Here is a 21755-nt window from a genome sequence, read left to right as displayed (position 1 = left end):
TCCCCTGAATTATATTTGCTATGCGAGTCGTGCTCAGCCCTGGCTCGGAAACACGCCGGCCCAGGCGATGCAGAACCGTACCGTCAACGTCGGCATGGTGTTTTCATGCGGCGAGTTACCGCCGGAAAGGCTCAACGAGGCGGCGGCCAGAGGCGCGGGGTTTACCCCGGCGACATTGTTCGAGTACAGGGTATCGCCGGTGATGGTGCCCAGCTCGACGCTGTTGCTGGGTGTGTTGCTGTTGGCGCCGGCGGATGTCACGAGCAGTGAATGATCGTGGGTGGGCAGGTTGCTGCCGAGCAGAGTGACCTCTTCCGTGCCAGACATCTGGCCCAGGACGTACTGCGACAAACCAAGACCCTGGCCCATGTGGATCGGTACGCGGCCACGCATATCGGGTACCGCGAAGGTCGTTTGCCCGTCGCCGCCGTAGGTGGTGCCGAGCAGGGCGTAGAGTACATCGTACTCGGAGATCGGCTTCAGGCTGCCGTCGCAATCGAACCAGCCGTTCGGAGCGAACGAATAGGGAAACAGTCGGATCTCGCCGACGTAAGGCTGAGTCATGGTCGTCGGTCTCCGAATTAGTTACGAGTAGGGAACATGCCCTGGAGGGCAATAATGAAATTGAGCGTTGTATAAGGCTGGATATTGCTATGCGGCAGGTTTTGTCCCTGCGGCGCAATGGTATTGGGGTGCGTAATTACCTGCGGCGTACCGCTCGCTGGCGCATAAATGGGAAGGCTGCCTGTGTTGCCCAAAAGGCCATTCGCGGGACTGCGCTCGTTGCCCGTTTGGGTGTTATAGCTAAAAAAATGCGTATGAGCTGGAATTTGATTTGACAAAAGCGTGACATTTTCCGTGCCGCCGAGTGCGCCCCACGTATTGTTTGGCCCCATGCCGTAGGGCGTACGGCTTTGCATGTTCGGCAGTGCGAATGTCGTCACGCCGTTGCCGCCGTATGTGGTACCAAGCAATGAGAAAAGTGCCTGGTTCTGGCTGATCGCCATGAGCTGCCCGTTACAGGCGGCAAAACCCTTGGGGGCAAAATTGAACCCCGCGAGCAAGACTTGCCCAAGAAATGGTATTGACATGTTTCCCCCTGTGATCGGCTGCCCATCCGGCCGCCGCGCCTATTTACTGTCGCTTAATTGCAGGTTACTTGACAAGGAATCCGTGCAACGCGTCACAATACGGTATCCGCGTGGGCCGGTTGAATAATCGCCGGGGATGATTTTCGCTATTAGGGCTGCTGTGTACCGTGTGGAATCACGTTGCGCCGCGGGCATTTAAGGGGACGGCTGAGGGAAGCCGTAAGTTCATTCGGCGTCAGGCGCGGACCTACATGAGGCGCGGTTTGCCGCCGGTTGGGCGTGCAACAGGGGACATGGACCATGCAGTACCACCCGTTGATGCAGCGCGTCATTTCGCGTCTGCGCACATCGTTCCGCTCGCCCCATGCCAGGGCCCTGGCGCTTTGCGCGCTGCTAGCGTTGCCGGTAGCCGGCCATGCGGCAGCCATTTGCCCCGACTTCAATGTGCCCGATTCGCATACGACGCCATCGACTTCGCCGATGGCCGCCAATACCACCATTGTGATCGACGCCAGTGGTTGCGACGGCGATGGTTTCGGCCTGGGTGCGATCAAGACTCCACCCACGCACGGTACGGCAACCGTCGATAACAGCAACGATACCGTCACCTACACCAACAGCAACGGTTCGAACGCATTCACGACGGACCACTTCGTCTTCACCGACGACCAGAACAATCAGATCAACGTCACCGTCTCCATCAAGCCGTCGACGTCGCCGATTGTCGTCAGTCCGAGCAGCCTGCCCAACCCATCGTACGAGGTGGCCTATAGCCAGACGCTCAGCGCATCGGGCGGTACGGGGTCTTATACCTTTACGGTGAGCGCCGGCACCCTGCCGACCGGCCTGATCCTGAGCGGATCGACCATCAGCGGCACGCCGACGCAATCGGGTACATACACATTCACCATCCAGGCGACAGACAGCACGTCCACGTCGGGAGTAGAGAGCTACTCGGTAACCGTATCTCCACCAACGGTCACGATCTCGCCGCCGCCGAATGCGTCGCTCAATACGCCCTACAGCTATCAGCTGACCGCATCCGGCGGCATGGCGCCGTATACGTATATCTTGGACGATGGTACCTCGCTGCCTCCAGGCCTGAGCCTCAGTAGCAGCGGCCTCATCAGCGGTACGCCGACGACATTGGGATCGACCAGTTTTACGGTTCGCGCATCCGACAGCAGCACCGGCCCGGGTACACCCTTCTCCGGCCTGGGCAACTTCACCATCGCGGTGCAGAACTCGCCACCGACGGCGGGGCCGGTATCGGCGACGGTGGCTTACGGCAGCACCAATACCAACATTCCGCTCAATCTCTCCGGTGCGGCGGCGACCAGTGTGGCGGTCGCCACCCAGGCCGCGCACGGCGCGGCCACGGCCACCGGCACGACGATCACCTACACGCCAGCCGCCGGTTATGCCGGCCCGGATACGTTTACCTATACCGCCACCAATGGTGCGGGTACGTCGTCGCCGGCCACCGTGACGGTGACGGTGTCGCCCCCCACGATCACCTATACGCCGGCCGCCTCGCCCAATCCCACTGCCGGCGCCGCTTACAATCATTCCATTGCCGGTGCTTCCGGTGGCGCCGCACCCTACACGTATGCTGTGACCGCCGGCACGCTGCCTGCCGGCCTGACACTGGCGGCCAACGGCGTCATCAGCGGTACGTCCACGGCCGTGGGCACGTTCACCGTCCAGGTGACCGCAACGGACAGTTCGACCGGTCCTGCGGCACCGTTCCATTCTGCGCCGGCAAACGTGACGTTGACCGTCAATGCGCCGGTTATCGCGATCAGCCCGGCGACGTTGCCCCCAGGTTCGGTCAACGTTCCGTACGGCGCGGTCAGTCTGACCGCCAGCGGCGGCACTGCGCCTTACAATTATGCGATTGCCAGCGGTGTGCTGCCCAACGGCATGGCCTTGTCGTCGGCCGGTGTGCTCAGCGGCACCCCGACCCAGGCCGGTAACTTCAACATCACTGTCAGGGCCAATGATTCCAGCACGGGTCCGGCTGCGCCGTACTCGGGCTCGCGCTCCTACACGTTGCAGATTGCGGCGCCGACAATCACGATCTCGCCCTCTGTCGTGCCCAATGCCACGGTGGATAGCGCTTACAGTCAGACCTTCGCGGCCAGCGGCGGTACGGCGCCTTACAGCTTCTCTCTCGGCGGGGCATTGCCCGGAGGCATGCATTTCGACGCGGCCACCGGTACGTTGTCGGGCACGCCGACCAGCTCCGGCGACTACTCGTTCACCATCACGGCGACCGACGCGCAGGCTTTCAGCAGCGCCGCGCCTTACACCTTGCACGTCACGGCGGTTGTGCCGCAGGCACCGACCATCGGTACCGCGACGACGACCGGCTCCGGCCAGGCGCAGGTCATGTTTACGGCGCCAAGCGATAACGGGGGGGCGCCGATCACCGGCTACACCGTAACCTCCAATCCGGGTGGCCTGACCGGAACGGGCGCGAACAGCCCCATTACCGTCACTGGCCTGAACAATGGCACGGCATATACGTTCACGGTAACGGCCACCAACACGGTCGGTACCGGCCCTGCTTCGCAGGCGTCCAACAGCGTGACGCCACGCGGCCCGCAGACCATTACCTTCAACAACCCCGGCACGCAGAACTACGGCACTACACCGACACTGACCGCAACCAGCGATTCGGGACTGCCAGTCGTGTTCAGTTCGGAGACCACCAGTGTCTGCACCATCACCAGTGGCGGCACGTTGACCTTCGCCAGCGCCGGTACCTGCACGATCGATGCGAACCAGGCCGGTAACGGCTCGTTCTCGCCCGCGCCCCAGGTGCAGCAGAGCTTCACCGTTGCAGAAACCCCATCGGGCGCGCCGGTCATCGGCACGGCAACCGCAGGCAATACCCAAGCAACCGTGGCGTTCACGCCGCCGGCCAACACCGGTGGCGGCCCGATCGTCAATTACACGGCGACGTCCAACCCGGGTGGCCTGACCGGAACGGGTACGACCAGCCCGATCACCGTGACCGGTCTGACCAACGGTACGGCTTATACCTTCACGGTGACGGCGACCAATGGCTCGGGCACGGGTATTGCCTCGGCCGCGTCCAACAGCGTGACGCCGATCGCACCGCAGACCATCACCTTCAGCAACCCCGGTTCGCAGAACTTCGGCACCTCGCCGCAGTTGAATGCAACCACCACCTCCGGGCTGCCGGTGGCGTTCTCGTCGGGGACCACTGCGGTCTGTACGGTCACCTCGTCGGGCATTCTCACGACCGTGGCGCCGGGTACCTGCACCATCCACACCGACCAGGCAGGCAACAGCGCCTTCCTGCCGGCACCTCAGGTATCGCAGTCGTTCGCCATCGTGGTGCCTGGCGGTGCGGTCACCTTGTCCACGCCATCGCCGCTGCCGGCGGGCACTGGCGGTGTCGCGTACTCGCTGACCTTCGTCTCGTCCGGTGGTGCGGCGCCCTATACCTACACGCAAACCGGCGCGCTGCCAGTGGGCATGTCGATGAGTCCGTCAGGCACCCTCTCGGGTACGCCGACCAGTTCGGGTACCTATTCGTTCACGGTAACGGTGACCGACGCGGCCACGCAGACGTCGCAGAAGACCTACCAGCTGACGATCAATGCGCCGGGCATCGCGCTGGCGCCCTCGACCCTGCCGCAAGGCAAGGTGGGTACGGCCTATGTATCGACCACGGTGTCGGCGTCGGGTGGTTCGGCACCGTATAGCTACGCGGTGACCTCCGGTGCGATGCCGGCGGGCCTGACGCTCAGCCCGGCGGGCACGATATCCGGCACGCCGACGGCGGCCGGTTCGTTCAACGTCACGATCACCGCAACCGACAAGTTCGGCTTCCAGGGAGCGCAGGCTTATACGATCGTGATCGGCCAGCCCGCGCCGATCGTGGTGAACGACTCGGCCAGTACCAATGCCAACAGTCCGGTCACGATTCCGGTGACCACGGTCGACACCGGTCCGATCACCAGCATTGCCATCACCCAGCAGCCGGCGCATGGCACCGCGACCGTCAGTGGCTTGAATATCGTCTACACGCCGGCGGCCAACTACTTCGGTAGCGACGCGCTGCAGTACACCGCGACGGGTCCTGGCGGCACGTCGGGGCCGGCCACCGTCAACATCACGGTCGTTGCCGGTGCGGTACCCGTAGCAGCGGCGCAGACGGCCACCGTGCTTGGCGGCAAGTCGGTCACCATCCACGCGGTAGCCGGTGCGACCAACGGTCCGTTCGTCAGTGCGGCGGTGGTGACCCAGCCGGCTTCCGGTACTGTGTCGGTACAAGGCACGGACCTGGTCTATACGGCGCCCAGCGATGCCTCGGGCACGCTCGGCTTCGACTACACGGTAAGCAACCCGTTTGGTGCGTCCAAGCCGGCGCATGTGACCCTGACCGTCAATCCGCTGCCGGTAGCCCCGACGCTGAACACGACCGTGATCGCCGCAACCTCGGTGCAGGTGAACCTGACTGCCACGGCGCATGGCGGGCCATTCACCGGCGCCAGGGTGGTGTCGGTCTCGCCGGCCAACGCGGGTTCGACCAGCATCCAGTCGACCGCCAACGGCTATGTGCTGACCTTCACCGCGGCGCCCACCTTCGGCGGCTCGGCGCAGATTACCTATACATTGAGCAATGCCTTCGCCGAGTCGGCGCCGGGTACGATCAATGTGGTCATTACGCCGCGCAGCGATCCGTCGAAGAACGCTGAAGTGCTGGGCGTACTCGACGCGCAGGCCGATGCGACACGCCGTATGGCCACCGGCCAGATCAGCAACTTCCAGCGCCGCCTGGAGAGCTTGCACAACGGCGGCGTGGGCGGCTTCAGCAACGGCATCACGATGACCTCGGCCAGCAGCCTGCGCCGCCCTGATTCCCTGGCCGGCATGCAGGACACGATCGACAACGAGAACAAGCGCTACGTCGTATCGCCTGATTCGCCGGCCGCACCGAGTGCGGTGGCCGGGGCCGCCGCCGGCAGCGGCAGTGCACCGGGTGACATCGCCTTCTGGACCGGCGGTGCGGTGAACTTCGGCAAGACCCAGCCAGGCACCAGCGACAACGGTATCGACTTCACCACCTCGGGCGTGAGCTTCGGTGCGGACAAGCAGGTCAACAGCCACCTCGCGCTGGGCCTGGGCGTGGGCTACGGCCACGACCTGTCCGATGTCGGCCAGAACGGTAGCCGCAGCTCGGTCGACAGCTACAACATCGCCGTCTACGGCAGCTACCGGCCGAGCGATGCGTGGTACGTCGACGCGCTGGTCGGTTACCAGTGGTTGCAGTTCGATGCACGCCGCTTCGTTACCGACGACGGCAACACCGTGCATGGCACGCGCGACGGCAAGCAGTTGTTCGGCTCGCTCTCGGTCGGCTACGAGCATCGCGCCGACGACATGCTGCTGACGCCATATGCCCGCCTCGACCTGGCACGCGCGCATCTGGACGGCTATACCGAAACGGGCGATTCGATCTATTCGTTGGCCTACCAGCGCCAGACCGTCAAGACCAGCACCGGTACGCTGGGCCTGCTTGCACAGTGGGCGGCCAAGCGCGACTACGGTGTCTGGTCGCCGCAGCTGCGCGTTGAATTTGGCCACGACATGCAGGGTTCCAGCCAGGCAGCCATGCGCTACGCCGACTCGCTCAGCGGCCCGCTCTACCAGGCCACGTTGCTCAACCAGTCGCGCAACCACACCATGCTAGGTGCCGGTATCGCCCTGGAGACGACCCGCGGCTGGTTGCTGCGCGCCGAGTACCAGAACTATCTCGACAACACGAGCAAGGACAATCAGTCGATCCTGCTTGGCGTCGAAAAGAAGTTCGATCCGTAACGCTTGAATGAGGTAGCGGGAAGACCGAAGCGTCTTCCCGCTACCGATTCATGTCGACCGATGCGGTTGTCGTGCCGCCGATCGCCTCGACATAGCGCAGCACGCCCGCCAGGCTCCGCAGATCCTGCGCGTTATGTTCGGCGACTCGCCGCAAATCCGTTGCCGGTCCACCACGCAGATAGCCCAGCCATGCGGCCGGTGCTTCGGAACCGGGCAAGTCATCTTCGCGTACCACACCAAGCAGCTGCCGCTCCGCGGTCGCGAGCCGACAGTTCTCCCATACTCCTTTCCAATGCCGCCGTACGGGATGCAGCAGGTCCACATGCATCAATCCGTGCAGAGGATTGCTCATGCGGGCAAGCCGATAGCGCGTTGCCAGCAACGGCGCGTCATAGCATTTGCCGTTGTAGCTGACTAACACCGTGTCGGTATCGATCCAGCCGGCAAAGTGCCGCAGCATCGCGCTCTCGGCGGCAAGGCTGGTGATGGTGAGTTGGCGCAGGCGCAATCTTGGCCCCACCCAGTCGGCGGCACCGATCATGAAGGCTCGTGTGCCGGTGCCCCCGGCCAGTCCAGTGGTCTCGGTATCGAAGTGCAGCAGGCGATGACGCTCGACATCCGCGTCGATGCGCGCGAAACGTATATCGAGGCGTTCCGGTGGCGTGGGACATTCGTACGACGCCTCGGTAAAGCGCAGGCCCGGCGCGATCTCGATGCCGTGGACAACGCGATCCTGCGGCGACACGACGCGTCGGGCCGTGTCCAATCGATGGCGCGTCGACAGCAAGCGGCGAATTTCCGGCGGCAATGTCTGCCTCGGCGAGGGTGTCGCAGCGATGCCCGCCTGGCTACGCAGGCCGCGCAACTTGTCGACCAGATCGCTCACAGCGTCGCCATCAGCGAAAGCACGCGCAAGGCAAACGCCTTGGGCGAGCGATCGCAGGCCTCATCGGCTGCAAGCACGGGACCGACGCAGCCTGGGCAGCCACAACGGCAGTCGCAGCGATCGATCAGACTTTGCGCCTGTGCAACAAGATCCTCGCGACGTTCGAATAGCGGCGCACTCAAGCCGACACCGCCGGGAAACGCGTCGTAAAGATAGACGGTAGGCGTGAACGGCGCGTCCGGGGTCAATGCGGTGGGCTGACCATCGCCGCCGCGAAGCTGACCGCGACCATTGGCATCGGCACTGACGAACCAGGCACCGTCGCCACTGCCGACCGCTTTTTGCAGATCGCGCGATTCGGCCATGACGGCCACCGTAGCAACAATGTGCAATGCGTATGCCGCACCGAGAAAGCCATCCAGCGCTTCCTGGCGGCTGTCGAACGCCTGCTCCAACGTGCGTTGGGTGAGCTGCCACCACACGGCAGTGGTGTGCAGTTCCTGATCGGGCAGATTGACCGGCCCGTAGCCGATATTCTCGTGCGTGTAGTAGCGGATCTTCTTGTAGCCGGCCACACGCCGAACCACGTGCACTTCGCCGTGATGCGACTGTCCGCGACCCGCTGGCGCGCTGTCGAAACAAGTAAGCACTTTCAGCTTGGTGTAGTCGATAGCGTCGGTGTAGTAGTCGACGTGCGTGCGCGTGACATAAGCCTTGCGGCCTTCCCAATCCAGGCGTTCCACCTGGAACGGTACGGACTGGACCATGTGGATCGCGCCTTCATACAAAGTGACGGCAGCGGCGCTGAAATCCACTTCGGCAAGAATCGTCTGCTTGCCACCGGTGCGGTCGACCACGACAAAATTGCCGTCGGCGACCGAACGCAGCGATACCGCGTTGGCGGGATAGCTGTCGGCGATCCATTCCCAGCGATCGCCTTCGCGATGAAGCACGCCGTCTTCCATCAGCACGTCGAGCCAGGGTGCGGCGGCATCGTTGCCGAAGATCTCGTTGCCGGTGAAGGGCAGCTCGAACGCGGCGCAGCGGATGTGATCGAGCAGGATCAGCGGCTGGTCGGGATGAATGCGCGCATGCTCCGGCGGTGCGGCCTGGAAAAACTCCGGATGGCGCACCAGGTACTGGTCGAGCGGATCGCTGCTGGCGACCAGCACGCCGAGCGCGGCCTGCTGGCGTCGGCCCGCGCGGCCGAATCGCTGCCATGTGCCGGCGACCGAACCGGGATAACCGTTGAGCACCACCACATCGAGACTGCCGATATCCACGCCAAGCTCGAGCGCCGATGTACTGACAATGCCGTCGACAGTGCCGGCACGCATCTCGCGCTCCGCCGCACGGCGTTCCTTCGGCAGATAGCCGCCACGATAGGCGCGGATGCGCGGCGGCTTGCGCGGATCGTGATCGAAGACATCCTTGAGATACTTGGTCAGCACTTCGACCATGGTGCGGCTTTGCGCAAACACCAGGGTTTTCATGCCGGCCTTGATCGCCAATCGTGCAATGCGGTTGGTCTGCGAACGTGCGGACGCACGCAAGCCGAGATCCGGATTGATCACCGGCGGGTTCCATAGCAGCACATGCTTGTCGCCCGACGGCGCACCGCTTTCGGTAATGGCGGTGACCTGATCTTCGATCAGCGCCTGGGCATGTTCTTTCGGGTTGCCGATCGTCGCCGAGCAGAGGATGAACTGTGGCGTGACGCCGTAGAACGTGCAGACGCGTTTGAGACGGCGCAACACATTGGCTACGTGCGAGCCGAACACGCCGCGATAGGTGTGTACTTCGTCGATCACCACATAGCGCAGGTTCTCGAAGAACTGCGCCCATTTGGTGTGATGCGGCAGGATCGCCTGGTGCAGCATGTCGGGGTTGCTCACGACCACATCGCCGTGCAGCCGGATCGCCTGCCGCGCATCGCCCGGCGTATCGCCATCGAAAGTGAATGCCTTGACCCCCAGGTTGCCGGCCTGGTTGAGCTCCAGCAGCTCGGCTACCTGGTCCTGCGCCAGCGCCTTGGTGGGGAACAGGTAGAGCGCCTTGGCGTTGTCCTGCATGGCCGCCGCGAGCACGGGAAGGGTGTAGCACAGCGACTTGCCCGAGGCCGTGGGCGTGACCACGGCAACGTGCTGGCGCGCCCGTGCGGCCTGCCAGGCGGCGGCCTGATGGCTATAGAGCTGCTCGATGCCGCGCTGGCGCAGCGCAGCGGCGAGCGCGGGAGGCAGGTCTTCAGGTAGTGGTGCGAACGATCCCTCGCGGCCTGGAATCACGAAAGCACCGGTGATCCGCGAGGCATAGCGCCGCGACAGGCGTTGAGCCAGGGTCCGGCCATCGCCCGGGTCGCGCAGGACCAGGTCGTCGGAAGCGTCATAGCGGTGCGGTAGGGCATTCATCGGCGTCGGCTGGCGGCAGGCAGGTTCGGCAGTAGACCGGGCGGCTGTCTCAACCGGTGAGACGCCGCCCCGCCGCATAGCTGTCACGCCACTGTCTTGGACGGTCCTTAGCTTCCCAAGGGCTGACCTATGAGGTGCACGTCCCATGCAGACCGAAGCCGCAGTCGCTACTACCACCGCCCAGAACAAGAACTCAGGCCGAATCTTCGCCGCCGTATTTGGGGTGGTCCTGCTGATCGGCGGCATCTACGCCGCCACCCAGCTGATGGGTGACCTGGCCATCGTGCACATTCATTCCGCCGGGCCGTTCATCCTGCTGGGCATCGCGCTGCTGATCGCGCTGGGCTTCGAATTCGTCAACGGTTTCCACGACACCGCCAATGCGGTGGCGACGGTGATCTACACGCACTCGATGCCGGCCAACATGGCGGTGATCTGGTCGGGCGTGTTCAATTTCCTCGGCGTGTTGACCTCGTCGGGCGCGGTCGCCTTTACGGTCGTGTCGCTGCTGCCGGTCGAACTGATTCTGCAGGTCGGCAGCAACGCCGGCTTCGCGATGGTGTTTGCGCTGCTGATCGCGGCCATCCTGTGGAACCTGGGCACCTGGTATTTCGGGCTGCCCAATTCGTCTTCGCACACCTTGATCGGCTCGATCATCGGCGTGGGCCTGGCCAACCAGTTGACGGCGGTCAAGTCCGGCACCAGCGGCGTGGACTGGAGCGCCGCGATGGGCGTGTTCAAGGGCCTGGTGTTTTCGCCGATCGCCGGTTTCCTGCTTGCCGGCTTGTTGATGTATGTGCTCAAGAAGTTGGTGAAGATTCCCGCGTTGTATCGCGCGCCCGAGGGCAACAAGCCGCCGCCGTGGCCGATCCGTGCGCTGCTGGTGCTGACCTGCACCGGCGTGAGCTTCAGCCATGGCTCGAACGACGGGCAGAAGGGCATGGGCCTGATCATGCTGATCCTGATCGGCACGGTGCCCACCGCCTATGCGCTCAATGGCGCAGTGAGCGGCGGCGAAGTAAAGACCTTCCACGAGGTGTCGGTCGAGACGAGCCGCGTGCTTGGGCAGATCGGCGGCTCGGTCACCGTTGGCGGCGACCCGCGCGCCACGGTCGAGACGGCCGTGCAGCAGAAGACGCTGCAGGCGAATACGATTCCCGCGCTGGCCGCCTTGATCGCACAGATCGACCAACAAGTGGGCGATCGTCCGTCGTTGAAGTCGGTGCCGCAGGAACAGATGGGCAACGTACGCAACGACATCTACCTGGCCAATGCCGCCTTGCCGTTGGTCTTGAGCAAGCCTGGCCTGTCCGACGATCAGACCAAGACGATGACCACCTGGCGCGGCCTTGCCACCAAGGCGACGCAGTTCATTCCGACCTGGGTAAAGGTGGCCGTAGCGCTGGCGCTCGGTCTCGGCACGATGGTGGGCTGGAAGCGCATCGTGGTGACCGTGGGCGAAAAGATCGGCAAGGAGCATCTGACCTATGCGCAAGGTGCGTCGGCCGAGCTGGTGGCGATGACCTTGATCCAGGCCGCCGACATGTATCACCTGCCGGTCAGTACAACCCATGTGCTCACATCGGGCGTCGCCGGAACCATGGCGGCGAACGGCTCGGGCCTGCAATGGTCGACCGTGCGTAATCTGCTGATGGCCTGGGTGTTGACCTTGCCCGCATCGATCCTGCTCGCTGGCGGATTGTTCATCGTGCTAAAACACCTGTTCTGACCGAATGTTAGTGGTGTGGCATGCACGAAGACGAGGGCCTGGTAACAGGCGCTGACGGTCGCCCGCGTTGTTTCTGGTATCCCTCGATGCCGGAGTACCACGACAACGAATGGGGGCGACCGGTCCGCGACGATACGCTGCTGTTTGAAAGGATCTGCCTGGAAGGTTTTCAATCCGGCATGTCGTGGCAGGTCATTCTGCGCAAGCGCGAGCATTTTCGCGTGGCCTTCAAAGGCTTCGATATTCAACGCGTCGCGCGCTTTACCGAGAAAGATGTCGAACACTTGCTTGGCGACGCGAACATCGTGCGCAATCGCGCCAAGATTGTCTCGGTCATCAATAACGCGCGCCGTGCGATCGAGCTGATCGATGAAACAGGATCGCTCACCGAGTGGGTATGGAAGTTCGCGCCGGCAGCGACGCAGCGCCCCAAGACCGTCGACTTGGCGTATTACCGCGCCCATACCACCAGCCCCGAATCGATAGCGATGTCGAAGGAACTGAAAAAGCGTGGCTGGACGTTTGTCGGTCCGACGACGATTTATGCGCTGATGCAGGCGACGGGGATGGTCAATGATCATCTGGATGGATGTGTGTGTCGGGTGGATGTCGAACGCGCGTGTGTGATGGGGTGAAGAGCGAGCTGAGAGGAATGGGAAAGGCTCTGGCGAGCACCCGGCCCCCTCACCCCAACCCTCTCCCCCGGCAGAGCCAGGGAAGAGGGGGCACACCGAGGCAAGCTTTCAACACTGCGCGCTTTTTGCTCCCTCTCCCCTGGCTCGGCCGGGGGAGAGGGTTGGGGTGAGGGGGGCTTTAAGTCCTCAGGACAGCGGTCCTTCAAAACAACACACCATCACCAGCACATCACACCCACATCGCATACTCCCCGTATCCCTCCCACGGAGAGACCCGCATGGCCACCTCTCGCGACATCCTCCTCGACTGGCTGCGCAACGCGCACGCGATGGAAGTCCAGGCCGAGGAAATGTTCAAATCCCAGGCGCGGCGCATCGAACACTATCCGCCGCTGCGCGAACGTATCGAACGACACCTGATCGAAACGCGCGAACAACAGGCGATGCTCGCGCAATGCCTCAAGCAACTCGGTGCCGAACCCTCCGCGTTGAAAGAGATCGGCGCACGCTTCATGGCAATGGGCCAGAGCCTGTTTCAGGTGGCCTCCACCGATGAGGTCGTCAAAGGCGCAGTGCTGGCCTGCTCGTTCAAGCATATGGAGATAGCGGTCTACCGTGCGCTTGCCGCAGCCGCGAAGACCGCCGGCGAAAACGACGTAGTACGCATCTGCGAAACCATTCTTCCACAGGAACAGGCGATGGCCGATTGGCTCGACCAGCATCTGCCGGAACTGGTCGAGCAATATCTGGTACGCGCGGAATTGCCGAGCGTGTCGGCCAAGCGTTAGCGATCAGTGCACGCCACTGTCGCTGTCGTCGCGCGGTGAACGATCGCGGCGCATGGAACTCGCTACCAGCGCGATGCCGATCAAGCCGGCCAGCGCGAACATGATGCCGGCCAACCAGCCATAGCCGGGCCGCGTCGAGCGGCTGACCAGGGCACCGGCAATCAGCAACGCGGCGGTGATGAGACCGGCGGCGATGCGATTGGCGATCTTCTGCAGGTTTTCGATCAGGTGCGACTCTTCCAGTCCATCCAGTCGCACCTTGAAGCGATTCTCGGCCAACGTACGCAGCACCGTATTGACATGCCCCGGTGCATCGAGCGCCAGTCGTTGCGCATCGAGCAGTAACGCGCCCCCTTGCGCGGCAGAGAGCGGATGCGAAAGCTGATGCATCAACACGCCGTCGAGACGCGAGCGAACCAGCTCGCGCACCGGCAGTCGCGGCGCCAATCGGGCGATCGCCGGCTCCAGGTTCAACAGGGCACGACCGAGCAGACTCAGCTCCGCCGGCGGCCGTAAACCGTTGTCGGCACCGATCACGGTCAGTGCGAGCAGCAGACGGCCTTCTTCCAATGTGGTGCGCTCGCCCGCGGTCGAGTAACGCATGACTGCATCGGATACCGCGCGCCGGTACGCCACGCGATCCATATCGGGCAGGGCGGCGCAAAGGTGTTCACAGATATCGGCCACGCTTTCGCCGTCACCATCGGCAGCGGCCAGCATCAGTCGCAACAGATCCCGCCGCATACCGGGCGACAAGCCGGTCACCATGCCGAAGTCGAGCAAGGCCAGACGGCCATCGTCCATCAGCACCAGATTGCCCGGGTGTGGATCGGCATGAACGAGGCCATGCACAAAGACCTGATCGACATACGGACACAACAGTTGGCTGGCCTGCTGCGTATGCTGCGCCGTCGAGCCAGGCAGGTCGCCATCGGGCGAGAGCTTTTCGCCACGCACGCGCGCCATGGTCAGCACGCGTGGTGAAGTAAATGCCATGTAGGGAACCGGGATGTACAGTGCATCGTAGGAACCCAGGTTGGTGGCAAACGTACGCAGATGGTCCGCTTCGGCCATGAAGTCGAGCTCATTGAGCAAGCTGCGGCGCAATTCGGCGATCCAGTGCACCAGGCCGTAGCGACGGCCCATCTCCGTATGGCGCTGCGCGGCGATTGCCACGCGTTCAAGCGCGTTGAGATCGTTGCGGATGCGTCGACCGATACCTGGCCGCTGCACCTTGATCACCGCATCGTCCCCATCGGGCAGAACCACTGCATGCACCTGCGCCAGCGAGCCGGCGGCAAGCGGTACGGGATCGAAATGACGAAACAATTCCTCCGGTGGCGCGCCTAGCTCCACCGTCACCATGCGGCGTACGGCGTGCACGCTGATCGGCGTGACGTCGTCCTGGATACGCGCCAGCTCTGCCAGATAGGCGCTGTGCACCAGGTCGGGCCGACCCGACAGAGCTTGCCCCAGCTTGATGAAGGCCGGACCCAGTGCTTCCAGATCGTCGACGAAGCGCTGCGGCGTCATGCGCAGCGACGGCTTCACCGGGCCCGGTACGCCGCGCAAAACGCCCGCACGACGGTAGCGCAGAGCAAACATGGCGATGCGCGAGTAGCGCTTGAAGCCACTCATGCCAGCACCGCTTTGTTTCGCTCACGAGCCATAACCTCACCGAGGTTGCCGTTTGGCCTCAGGCTAGCGTTAGGCGTGTGGACTCTTTGTTACTAGTTCGATCCGGCGCCCAGGGTCTTACGAAAGAAGGCCAGCGCGTCGACCTGAATCTGCGCATGTACCTTGGCACGGTCCACGCCCGCCGGATCGCTGCACATCACCGGCAGCCGTTTGGCCATCGTCGGCGAGCACGGCGCGAGAAACACCCAGTGATCCGCCTTGGGAATTTCCTTGATGCCGGTCAGGGTCTTGATCGAGGCTGCGATGTGCCGTGCGTTCTCGAGCGGCCGCGCGAGATGATCGTTCTGGCCGTAGTACAGGAACACCGGGCGATCGATGGACGCCACGCCGGATGCATCGAAGATCAGGCTGAGCGGGGCCATGGCGAATGCGGCCTTGACGCGCGGGTCAGCCGCCTTGCCCCAACGAGTGAAGTCCTTCTGTGTCTCGCCGAACATCTGCTCGATCGTCTGGCCATGGCTGGCGGCCTCGGCACGCATCTGCTTGGCGCCCGCACACAGATCGTCGGCGGGATAGCGTTCGCAATAGTCGATGAAGCGATCGAAACGCGGTATGGCACCGACCAATAGCAGGCTGGTATAGCCGCCCGCTGAAAAGCCGCCGACGCCGATGTGCTTCGCATCGATCAGCTTGCTCCACTTCGCATCGTTCAGCAGATAGGTAATGACGGCTTGTACCTGGATCGGCCGTCCATCAAGTACCGGCGCGCGACCGACGCCGCTCTGGTCGTGATAGTTGTCCTTGGGATGTTCCAGTGTTGCGACGACGAAGCCGTGGCTCGCCAGATACGTGGCGATGTCGTGCAGATCAAGATCGGAGCCGCCGTTGCCATGGGAGAGCACTACCAGCGGTCTGGCACCAGGCAGTTCGGTGGCATCGATGGTGGCGGCAACCTCGTAAGGCGCGATCCAGGTCGAGCCCTTGGCCTGCGTCGACGGATAGAACACGTAGCCGGGCATGGCTCCATCGCTCACCGGGTCATGGACTTCGATGGCATGAATGCCCACGCCAGTCACGCCATCGGCGAGTACGGCCAAGGGCAGCAGGCAAAGCACGAGAAGCAGCAAACGACCGATCCGCAAAGCAGCAGGCATGGTTAATCCCCGGACACTGTTATGACCCCGATGACAAGTCTAATGGGTTCTTGCACAGGTCACGACTGAGCAACCCGTCGCAATGAATACGTATGCATGCGCTGGTTGCTGCACTGCGATGCTTTCTACTATGCGCCCCACTGCTACAGGCAAGTCCACATTGCGCCTGGTAACGCAATGACCTTTTTCTCCCATCGGAACGGCACGGCGAAGATGCGCCGCGCTGCGGGCTCGCTCGGCAGTTTTTCACGTCCATGCACGGTAGTTGAACCCGATCCTCAACGAAGCAGGATAGAGGTAGACCCGATGAACCGTTCGAAGATACTCGCTGCGCTCATGCTCTGTGCGGGCCTGCTTGCCGCGCCATTGATGCCGGCCCATGCGGCCATCAACAGCATGACGCTGGGCGCAAGCTATAACGCGCAGAAAACCAGCATTACCTTTCGCGTGTACTCCGCACATGCCACGCGCATCGTGCTTTATCTCTATGGCAGCGGCTATGGCGCGCAGGAGTCGGCCACCTATGTGCTGAGCCCGGCCGGCAGCAACGTCTGGGCCGTGACGGTGCCGGTCTCGTCGATTCAATCGGCCGGTATCACCGGGTCGGTGTATTACGGCTATCGCGCCTGGGGTCCGAACTGGCCATACAACGCGAGCTGGACCAAGGGCACATCGGTGGGCTTCGTTTCGGATGTCGATGCCAGCGGCAATCGCTTCAATCCGAACAAGCTGCTGCTCGATCCCTACGCGCTGGAGATGAGTCAGGACCCGCTCAACACCTCCAGCCAGAACGGCAATGTATTTGCGTCGGGCGCCACCAATCGCAATACGGACAGCGGCCTGTACGCGCCCAAGGGCGTGGTGTTGTCGCAGGCAGCACAAAGCACCGGCACCAAGCCGACGCGCGCGCAGAAAGACGACGTTATCTATGAAGTAAATGTGCGCGGCTTTACCGAGCAGGACACCAGCATTGCGGCGGCCTATCGCGGTACCTACAAAGGCGCGGGATTGAAGGCGAACTATCTGGCGAGTCTGGGCGTCACCGCGGTGGAGTTCCTGCCGGTGCAGGAAACGCAGAACGACGCGAACGATGTCGTACCCAACTCGGATGCCAACCAGAACTACTGGGGCTATATGACCGAGAATTACTTTTCGCCCGATCGCCGTTACTCGTCGAACAAGGCCGCCGGCGGCCCGACCGCGGAATTCCAGGCCATGGTGCAGGCGTTCCACAATGCCGGCATCAAGGTCTATATGGACGTGGTCTACAACCATACCGGCGAGGGTGGAACATGGACCAGTTCAGATCCCACCACCGCGACGATCTACTCATGGCGCGGCCTGGATAACTCGACGTATTACGAACTGGCGTCCAACAACCAGTACTACTACGACAACACCGGTGTGGGCGGCAACTACAACACCTACAATACGGTCGCGCAGAACCTGATCGTCGATTCATTGGCCTATTGGGCCAACACCATGGGCGTCGATGGCTTTCGTTTCGACCTCGCGTCGGTGCTCGGCAACAGTTGTCTTAGCGATACCTTCCAGTCCGCCGCACCCAACTGCCCCAATGGTGGTTACAACTTCGACGCGGCCGATCCCAATGTCGCGATCAATCGCATCCTGAGCGAGTTCACCGTGCGGCCGGCAGCGGGCGGCAGCGGCCTGGACCTGTTCGCGGAACCGTGGGCCATCGGCGGCAACTCGTATCAGCTTGGCGGTTTCCCCAAGGGCTGGTCGGAATGGAACGGTGCCTATCGCGACACGCTGCGCCAGGCGCAGAACGAACTCGGCAGCATGACGATCTCCATTGGCCAGGACGCAAACAATTTCTCCGGCTCGGCCAATCTGTTCCAGGCCAGCGGCCGAGCGCCGTGGAATTCCACCAACTTCATCGATGTCCATGACGGCATGACGCTCAACGACGTCTATGCATGCAACGGTTCCAACAACAACCAGGCCTGGCCATACGGTCCATCCGACGGCGGCACGTCGAGCAACTACAGCTGGGACCAGGGCATGTCCGCCGGTACCGGTACCGCCTTCGATCAGCGCCGTGCGGCGCGTACCGGCCTTGCGTTCGTCATGCTGTCCGCGGGCACGCCGCTGATCCAGGGCGGCGATGAGTATCTGCGCTCGCTCAAGTGCAACAACAACGCATACAACCTCGACTCCACCGCCAACTGGTTGAACTACAGCTGGACTACCGATCAGGCCAACTTCAACACGTACGCCACGCGCCTTATCGCGTTCCGCAAGGCACATCCGGCGCTACGTCCGGCGAGCTGGTACACCGCCAGCCAGGTGGTGTGGTATCAGCCAAGCGGTGCCGTGGCGACCACGGCGTACTGGAACAACACCAGCAATTACGCCATCGCCTATACGGTCAACGGCTCGTCGTTCGGCGACAGCAACTCCATGTATGTGGCGTATAACGGCTGGTCGGGCGCCGTTACTTTCACATTGCCCGCGCCGCCGACCAGCACGCAGTGGTATCGCGTGACCGATACCTGCAATTGGAACGATGGCGCCAATACCTTCGTGACGCCGGGCAGCGAAACGCTGATCGGCGGCAGTGGCGCGACCTATAGTCAATGCGGGCAGTCGTTGCTGTTGCTTATCTCCAAGTGATCGAAAGCGGGGCGCCTGCCATGCAGGTGCCCCGTTTCAGTTGGATCGCAACTTGTTGTCGAAGCTCTTGCGCTTCCAGACCTCGTGGCGTCATCAAAGCCAGCGCGCCGGCTAACTTCCAACAACGACGCGCCACACATCGGACCCATGTCGATGCCAGGCGATATCGACGGGAAGGAACTTCTCGATCAGTCGTGCATTGCTCTGCAAATGATCGCTGATGACATGCGTGGTGAATTCGCCATGGCCGGCCAGCGCCATCGGTAACAGCAACTGATCCGACAGGTGTTCTCCCGCATAGGCATCGGATGCGAGATAGTTCTTCACCTCGCGAGCGACATCGTGCGCGACGCTTTCAGCGCTTACGCCGCGCTGTCCGTGTCCGGTGAAGGTTTCGACATGGTTGGCGTGCCGTACTTTCACCATCAAAGCATTCCCGGGTCCGATCGGCGGCTTGACGCTGCGCAACTGCAGGGCTTCCTCGGGAAGCTTAAGCTGTCCGCCCAGCACGGCCAGCTCGCGGCGACCAATTTCGGATGAAAGGCCGGACAGGATGGCGAGCGCTTCCATGCCATCGAGCTCGCCGCGCACGTCAAGCACGCCACGGGTCGATGCGACGGATGGTTCAACCGTTGCATGCACGATGCCGCCGCCGGCCGGAAAGAAGCCGTGACGCTCCAGGCGCACACTCGCTTCAATGCCCAGATGGCGGAGCGCCGGCAAATAGCTGTCGGCAATAAAGTCGACACTGGGGGCAAGCGGATTGTGCGTGCCGCCCTCGAGGCGCAGGCGCGAGGGCGCTGCACAACGCCACAGTGCGGGCAGAACCGTCTGCAGTACCAGGGTGGTCGAGCCGGCGCTTCCCGTGCTGAATTGGTAGTCTCCGGGCGCGACGTTTCCTGGCTCGAAGCATAGGCGGGTAGAGCCAAGTTCGGCGCCGTGTGTGCGCCCCTGGCCGATCATGGCGGCGGCGTTGACCGCGGTAAGGTGCTGACGCATCAGGCCTGGACGCGCACGCCGCGCGCGAATCCGCTCCATCGTGAAGCCGATGCCGGTACACAGGCTCAAGCTGAGCGCGGTGCGCAGCAATTGCCCGCCGCCTGCCTCGCCGTCCAGTTCGATCATCTCCATATTTATTTCATCCATTGGCGAAGAGCGAAGCATTGCCTCGCTCTTCTTTTGTTATGTATTGAGATGGCCGGATCGGGCTATCCCTTGACGCAGACGACCTGGCGCAACGTATGCACGATCTCAACCAGGTCGCTCTGTGCCGCCATGACAGCATCGATCGACTTGTATGCCGCCGGCGATTCGTCGACGACATCGGCATCCTTGCGGCACTCCACATGTGCGGTCGCCTTGGCATGCTCCTCAACACTGATACGACGACGTGCCTCGGTACGGCTCATGACACGGCCGGCGCCATGACTGCAGCTGTGAAAGCTGTCTTCGTTACCCAGGCCGCGCACGATAAAGCTTTTCGCACCCATGCTGCCGGGAATGATGCCCATCTCACCCTTCCGTGCGCTCACCGCCCCTTTTCGTGTCACCAGTACGTCCTTGCCGAAATGATGCTCGCGGTTGACGTAGTTGTGGTGACAGTTGACCGCCTCGGCTTGGGCGTCGAACGGCTTGGCGATCACCTTGCGCACCGCTTCGACCACATGCTTCATCATGATTTCGCGGTTGTTGCGCGCAAAACGCTGCGCCCAGTCCACGGCGAAAACGTAGTCCGCGTAATGATCGCTGCCCTCCGGCAGGTAGGCCAGATCCTGATCGGGCAGGTTGATCATCCAGCGACGCATATCCTGCTTGGCCAGTTCGATGAAATGGCTTCCAATCGCGTTGCCTACGCCACGGGATCCCGAGTGCAGCATGAACCACACGCGATTCTCCTCGTCCAGGCAGACCTCGACGAAATGATTGCCGGTACCGAGGGTGCCCAGGTGATGGAGATGGTTGCTGCGCTTGAGCTTGGGGTGCCGCGCCACGATACGGTCGAAACCGTCCTGCAACGAAGCCCAGCCCTCTACGGTAGCCTCCGGCGGGTTTGCCCAGGCCCCCTTGTCGCGCGCGCCGACCGTGCGGCCGTGCGGCACCGCCTTCTCGATCGCGCTACGTATCTCGGTGAGGTTGTCGGGCAGGTCGTTCGCTGTCAGCGTGGTCCGCGCCGCGATCATGCCGCAGCCGATATCCACGCCCACGGCAGCCGGTACGATCGCGCCGATGGTCGGCACCACCGAGCCTACCGTCGCGCCCTTGCCGAGGTGTACGTCCGGCATGACCGAAATCCAGCGATGGATAAACGGGAGTTTGGCGATGTTCTGGAGCTGACGGCGCGCCTCGTCTTCCAACGGCACGCCGCGGGTCCACAACTTGATCGGCACGGCGCCGGGGTCGTTGATGACGTCGTAGTTCTGCGTCTTCATGATGATGTCTCGTGTTGCGGTGATTCTGGTGGCGCGATCCCGCGAGAGGATCGCCATGATAAAGGTGCGGCGACAAGGAGTGGGGGAACGGCTTTCGCTTGCCGCCTGGGCGGCATGCGTCCGGGATTTGAACCCGACCCCGAAGGGCTTTCCGATGTAGTTCCACCTGCATTCGCCGCGTAAAACGGATGTGGCGCGGTGTGACAAGAAAACGTGCGAAACATGGATCTCCAAAGGATGTAGTTTCGCTATGCATTCGCACCGCACCACATTGAACGGTTCTTGGCGATGTGTCGTGACGAGGGTGACGAAACGTCCTGCTCTACCGCTGAGCTACCGCCTTGCGGCGGGCGGGACTCGAACCCGCGACCTGGCACTTAGTAGGTGTAGTTTCGTCGGCATTCGCGACACATCGCCAAAAACCGTGAGGGCAACGACGACAAGGGTTGATGCGACATTCCGGGCTCGAACCGGCACGCTTTCGCGTTCAACCATATGTAGTCG

The 21755-nt window shown here is 62.7% G+C and carries 13 protein-coding genes; 5 read left to right on the top strand and 8 right to left on the bottom strand.

Annotated features, from left to right (window positions below; genetic code table 11):
- Positions 1-33: 33 nt before the first annotated feature.
- The gene (locus QMG46_RS03155) at positions 34-564 is read right to left on the bottom strand and encodes a phage tail protein (RefSeq protein ID WP_281851009.1); all 531 of its coding nucleotides are present in this window, start codon (positions 562-564) and stop codon (positions 34-36) included.
- A gap of 17 nt (positions 565-581) precedes the next feature.
- Positions 582-1091, bottom strand: a complete 510-nt coding sequence (locus tag QMG46_RS03150; RefSeq protein ID WP_281851008.1) for a phage tail protein — start codon at positions 1089-1091, stop codon at positions 582-584.
- A gap of 300 nt (positions 1092-1391) precedes the next feature.
- On the opposite strand from QMG46_RS03150, the gene QMG46_RS03145 reads away from it, so the two are divergent.
- On the top strand, positions 1392-6947 hold the full coding sequence (locus tag QMG46_RS03145; protein WP_281851007.1) for a putative Ig domain-containing protein: 5556 nt from the start codon (positions 1392-1394) through the stop codon (positions 6945-6947).
- A 40-nt stretch (positions 6948-6987) separates the two neighbouring features.
- Here QMG46_RS03145 and QMG46_RS03140 read toward each other — a convergent pair whose 3' ends face one another.
- Both QMG46_RS03140 and QMG46_RS03135 read right to left on the bottom strand, forming a co-directional pair.
- On the bottom strand, positions 6988-7833 hold the full coding sequence (locus QMG46_RS03140; protein ID WP_281851006.1) for a ribonuclease H-like domain-containing protein: 846 nt from the start codon (positions 7831-7833) through the stop codon (positions 6988-6990).
- The gene (locus QMG46_RS03135; RefSeq protein ID WP_281851005.1) at positions 7830-10241 is read right to left on the bottom strand and encodes a DEAD/DEAH box helicase; all 2412 of its coding nucleotides are present in this window, start codon (positions 10239-10241) and stop codon (positions 7830-7832) included. Before QMG46_RS03135 ends, QMG46_RS03140 begins: the two co-directional genes overlap by 4 nt.
- Before the next feature lie 145 nt (positions 10242-10386).
- Between QMG46_RS03135 and QMG46_RS03130 the strand changes: the two genes are divergently transcribed.
- From QMG46_RS03130 to QMG46_RS03120, 3 genes are all read left to right on the top strand, one after another.
- Entirely contained in the window at positions 10387-11970 is a 1584-nt protein-coding gene (locus tag QMG46_RS03130) for an inorganic phosphate transporter (protein ID WP_281851004.1), read from the top strand.
- A gap of 20 nt (positions 11971-11990) precedes the next feature.
- Positions 11991-12605, top strand: coding sequence for a DNA-3-methyladenine glycosylase I (locus QMG46_RS03125; RefSeq protein ID WP_281851003.1), 615 nt, complete (start codon positions 11991-11993; stop codon positions 12603-12605).
- Between the two features lie 278 nt (positions 12606-12883).
- A complete protein-coding gene (locus tag QMG46_RS03120; protein ID WP_281851002.1) occupies positions 12884-13393 on the top strand; it encodes a ferritin-like domain-containing protein in 510 nt (169 codons plus the stop codon).
- A 3-nt stretch (positions 13394-13396) separates the two neighbouring features.
- On the opposite strand, the gene QMG46_RS03115 is transcribed toward QMG46_RS03120, so the two are convergent.
- Together QMG46_RS03115 and QMG46_RS03110 are read right to left on the bottom strand one after the other, a co-directional pair.
- A complete protein-coding gene (locus QMG46_RS03115; RefSeq protein ID WP_281851001.1) occupies positions 13397-15031 on the bottom strand; it encodes an ABC1 kinase family protein in 1635 nt (544 codons plus the stop codon).
- Positions 15032-15123: 92 nt separating this feature from the next.
- On the bottom strand, positions 15124-16185 hold the full coding sequence (locus QMG46_RS03110; protein WP_281851000.1) for an alpha/beta hydrolase family protein: 1062 nt from the start codon (positions 16183-16185) through the stop codon (positions 15124-15126).
- Positions 16186-16491: 306 nt separating this feature from the next.
- Here QMG46_RS03110 and QMG46_RS03105 point away from each other — a divergent pair, with 306 nt between their 5' ends.
- On the top strand, positions 16492-18822 hold the full coding sequence (locus QMG46_RS03105; protein WP_281850999.1) for an isoamylase: 2331 nt from the start codon (positions 16492-16494) through the stop codon (positions 18820-18822).
- Between the two features lie 111 nt (positions 18823-18933).
- Here QMG46_RS03105 and rtcA read toward each other — a convergent pair whose 3' ends face one another.
- Positions 18934-19953 carry an RNA 3'-terminal phosphate cyclase gene (rtcA, locus tag QMG46_RS03100; RefSeq protein ID WP_281850998.1) on the bottom strand — a complete coding sequence of 340 codons (1020 nt, stop codon included), beginning with the start codon at positions 19951-19953 and terminating at the stop codon, positions 18934-18936.
- A gap of 77 nt (positions 19954-20030) precedes the next feature.
- On the bottom strand, positions 20031-21251 hold the full coding sequence (locus tag QMG46_RS03095) for an RtcB family protein (RefSeq protein ID WP_281850997.1): 1221 nt from the start codon (positions 21249-21251) through the stop codon (positions 20031-20033).
- Between the last annotated feature and the right edge of the window lie 504 nt (positions 21252-21755).

The organism is Dyella sp. GSA-30 (assembly GCF_027924605.1).
Classification (GTDB): domain Bacteria; phylum Pseudomonadota; class Gammaproteobacteria; order Xanthomonadales; family Rhodanobacteraceae; genus GSA-30.
This window is presented reverse-complemented; position numbering and strand designations above follow the sequence as displayed.

Excerpts from the sequence above, each read along its gene's own strand:
- QMG46_RS03155 (WP_281851009.1), bottom strand. The coding sequence starts at position 564 with ATGACTCAGCCTTACGTCGGCGAGATCCGACTGTTTCCCTATTCGTTC.
- QMG46_RS03150 (WP_281851008.1), bottom strand. The coding sequence starts at position 1,091 with ATGTCAATACCATTTCTTGGGCAAGTCTTGCTCGCGGGGTTCAATTTT.
- QMG46_RS03145 (WP_281851007.1), top strand. The coding sequence starts at position 1,392 with ATGCAGTACCACCCGTTGATGCAGCGCGTCATTTCGCGTCTGCGCACA.
- QMG46_RS03135 (WP_281851005.1), bottom strand. The coding sequence starts at position 10,241 with ATGAATGCCCTACCGCACCGCTATGACGCTTCCGACGACCTGGTCCTG.
- QMG46_RS03130 (WP_281851004.1), top strand. The coding sequence starts at position 10,387 with ATGCAGACCGAAGCCGCAGTCGCTACTACCACCGCCCAGAACAAGAAC.
- QMG46_RS03125 (WP_281851003.1), top strand. The coding sequence starts at position 11,991 with ATGCACGAAGACGAGGGCCTGGTAACAGGCGCTGACGGTCGCCCGCGT.
- QMG46_RS03120 (WP_281851002.1), top strand. The coding sequence starts at position 12,884 with ATGGCCACCTCTCGCGACATCCTCCTCGACTGGCTGCGCAACGCGCAC.
- QMG46_RS03115 (WP_281851001.1), bottom strand. The coding sequence starts at position 15,031 with ATGAGTGGCTTCAAGCGCTACTCGCGCATCGCCATGTTTGCTCTGCGC.
- QMG46_RS03110 (WP_281851000.1), bottom strand. The coding sequence starts at position 16,185 with ATGCCTGCTGCTTTGCGGATCGGTCGTTTGCTGCTTCTCGTGCTTTGC.
- QMG46_RS03105 (WP_281850999.1), top strand. The coding sequence starts at position 16,492 with ATGAACCGTTCGAAGATACTCGCTGCGCTCATGCTCTGTGCGGGCCTG.
- rtcA (WP_281850998.1), bottom strand. The coding sequence starts at position 19,953 with ATGGAGATGATCGAACTGGACGGCGAGGCAGGCGGCGGGCAATTGCTG.
- QMG46_RS03095 (WP_281850997.1), bottom strand. The coding sequence starts at position 21,251 with ATGAAGACGCAGAACTACGACGTCATCAACGACCCCGGCGCCGTGCCG.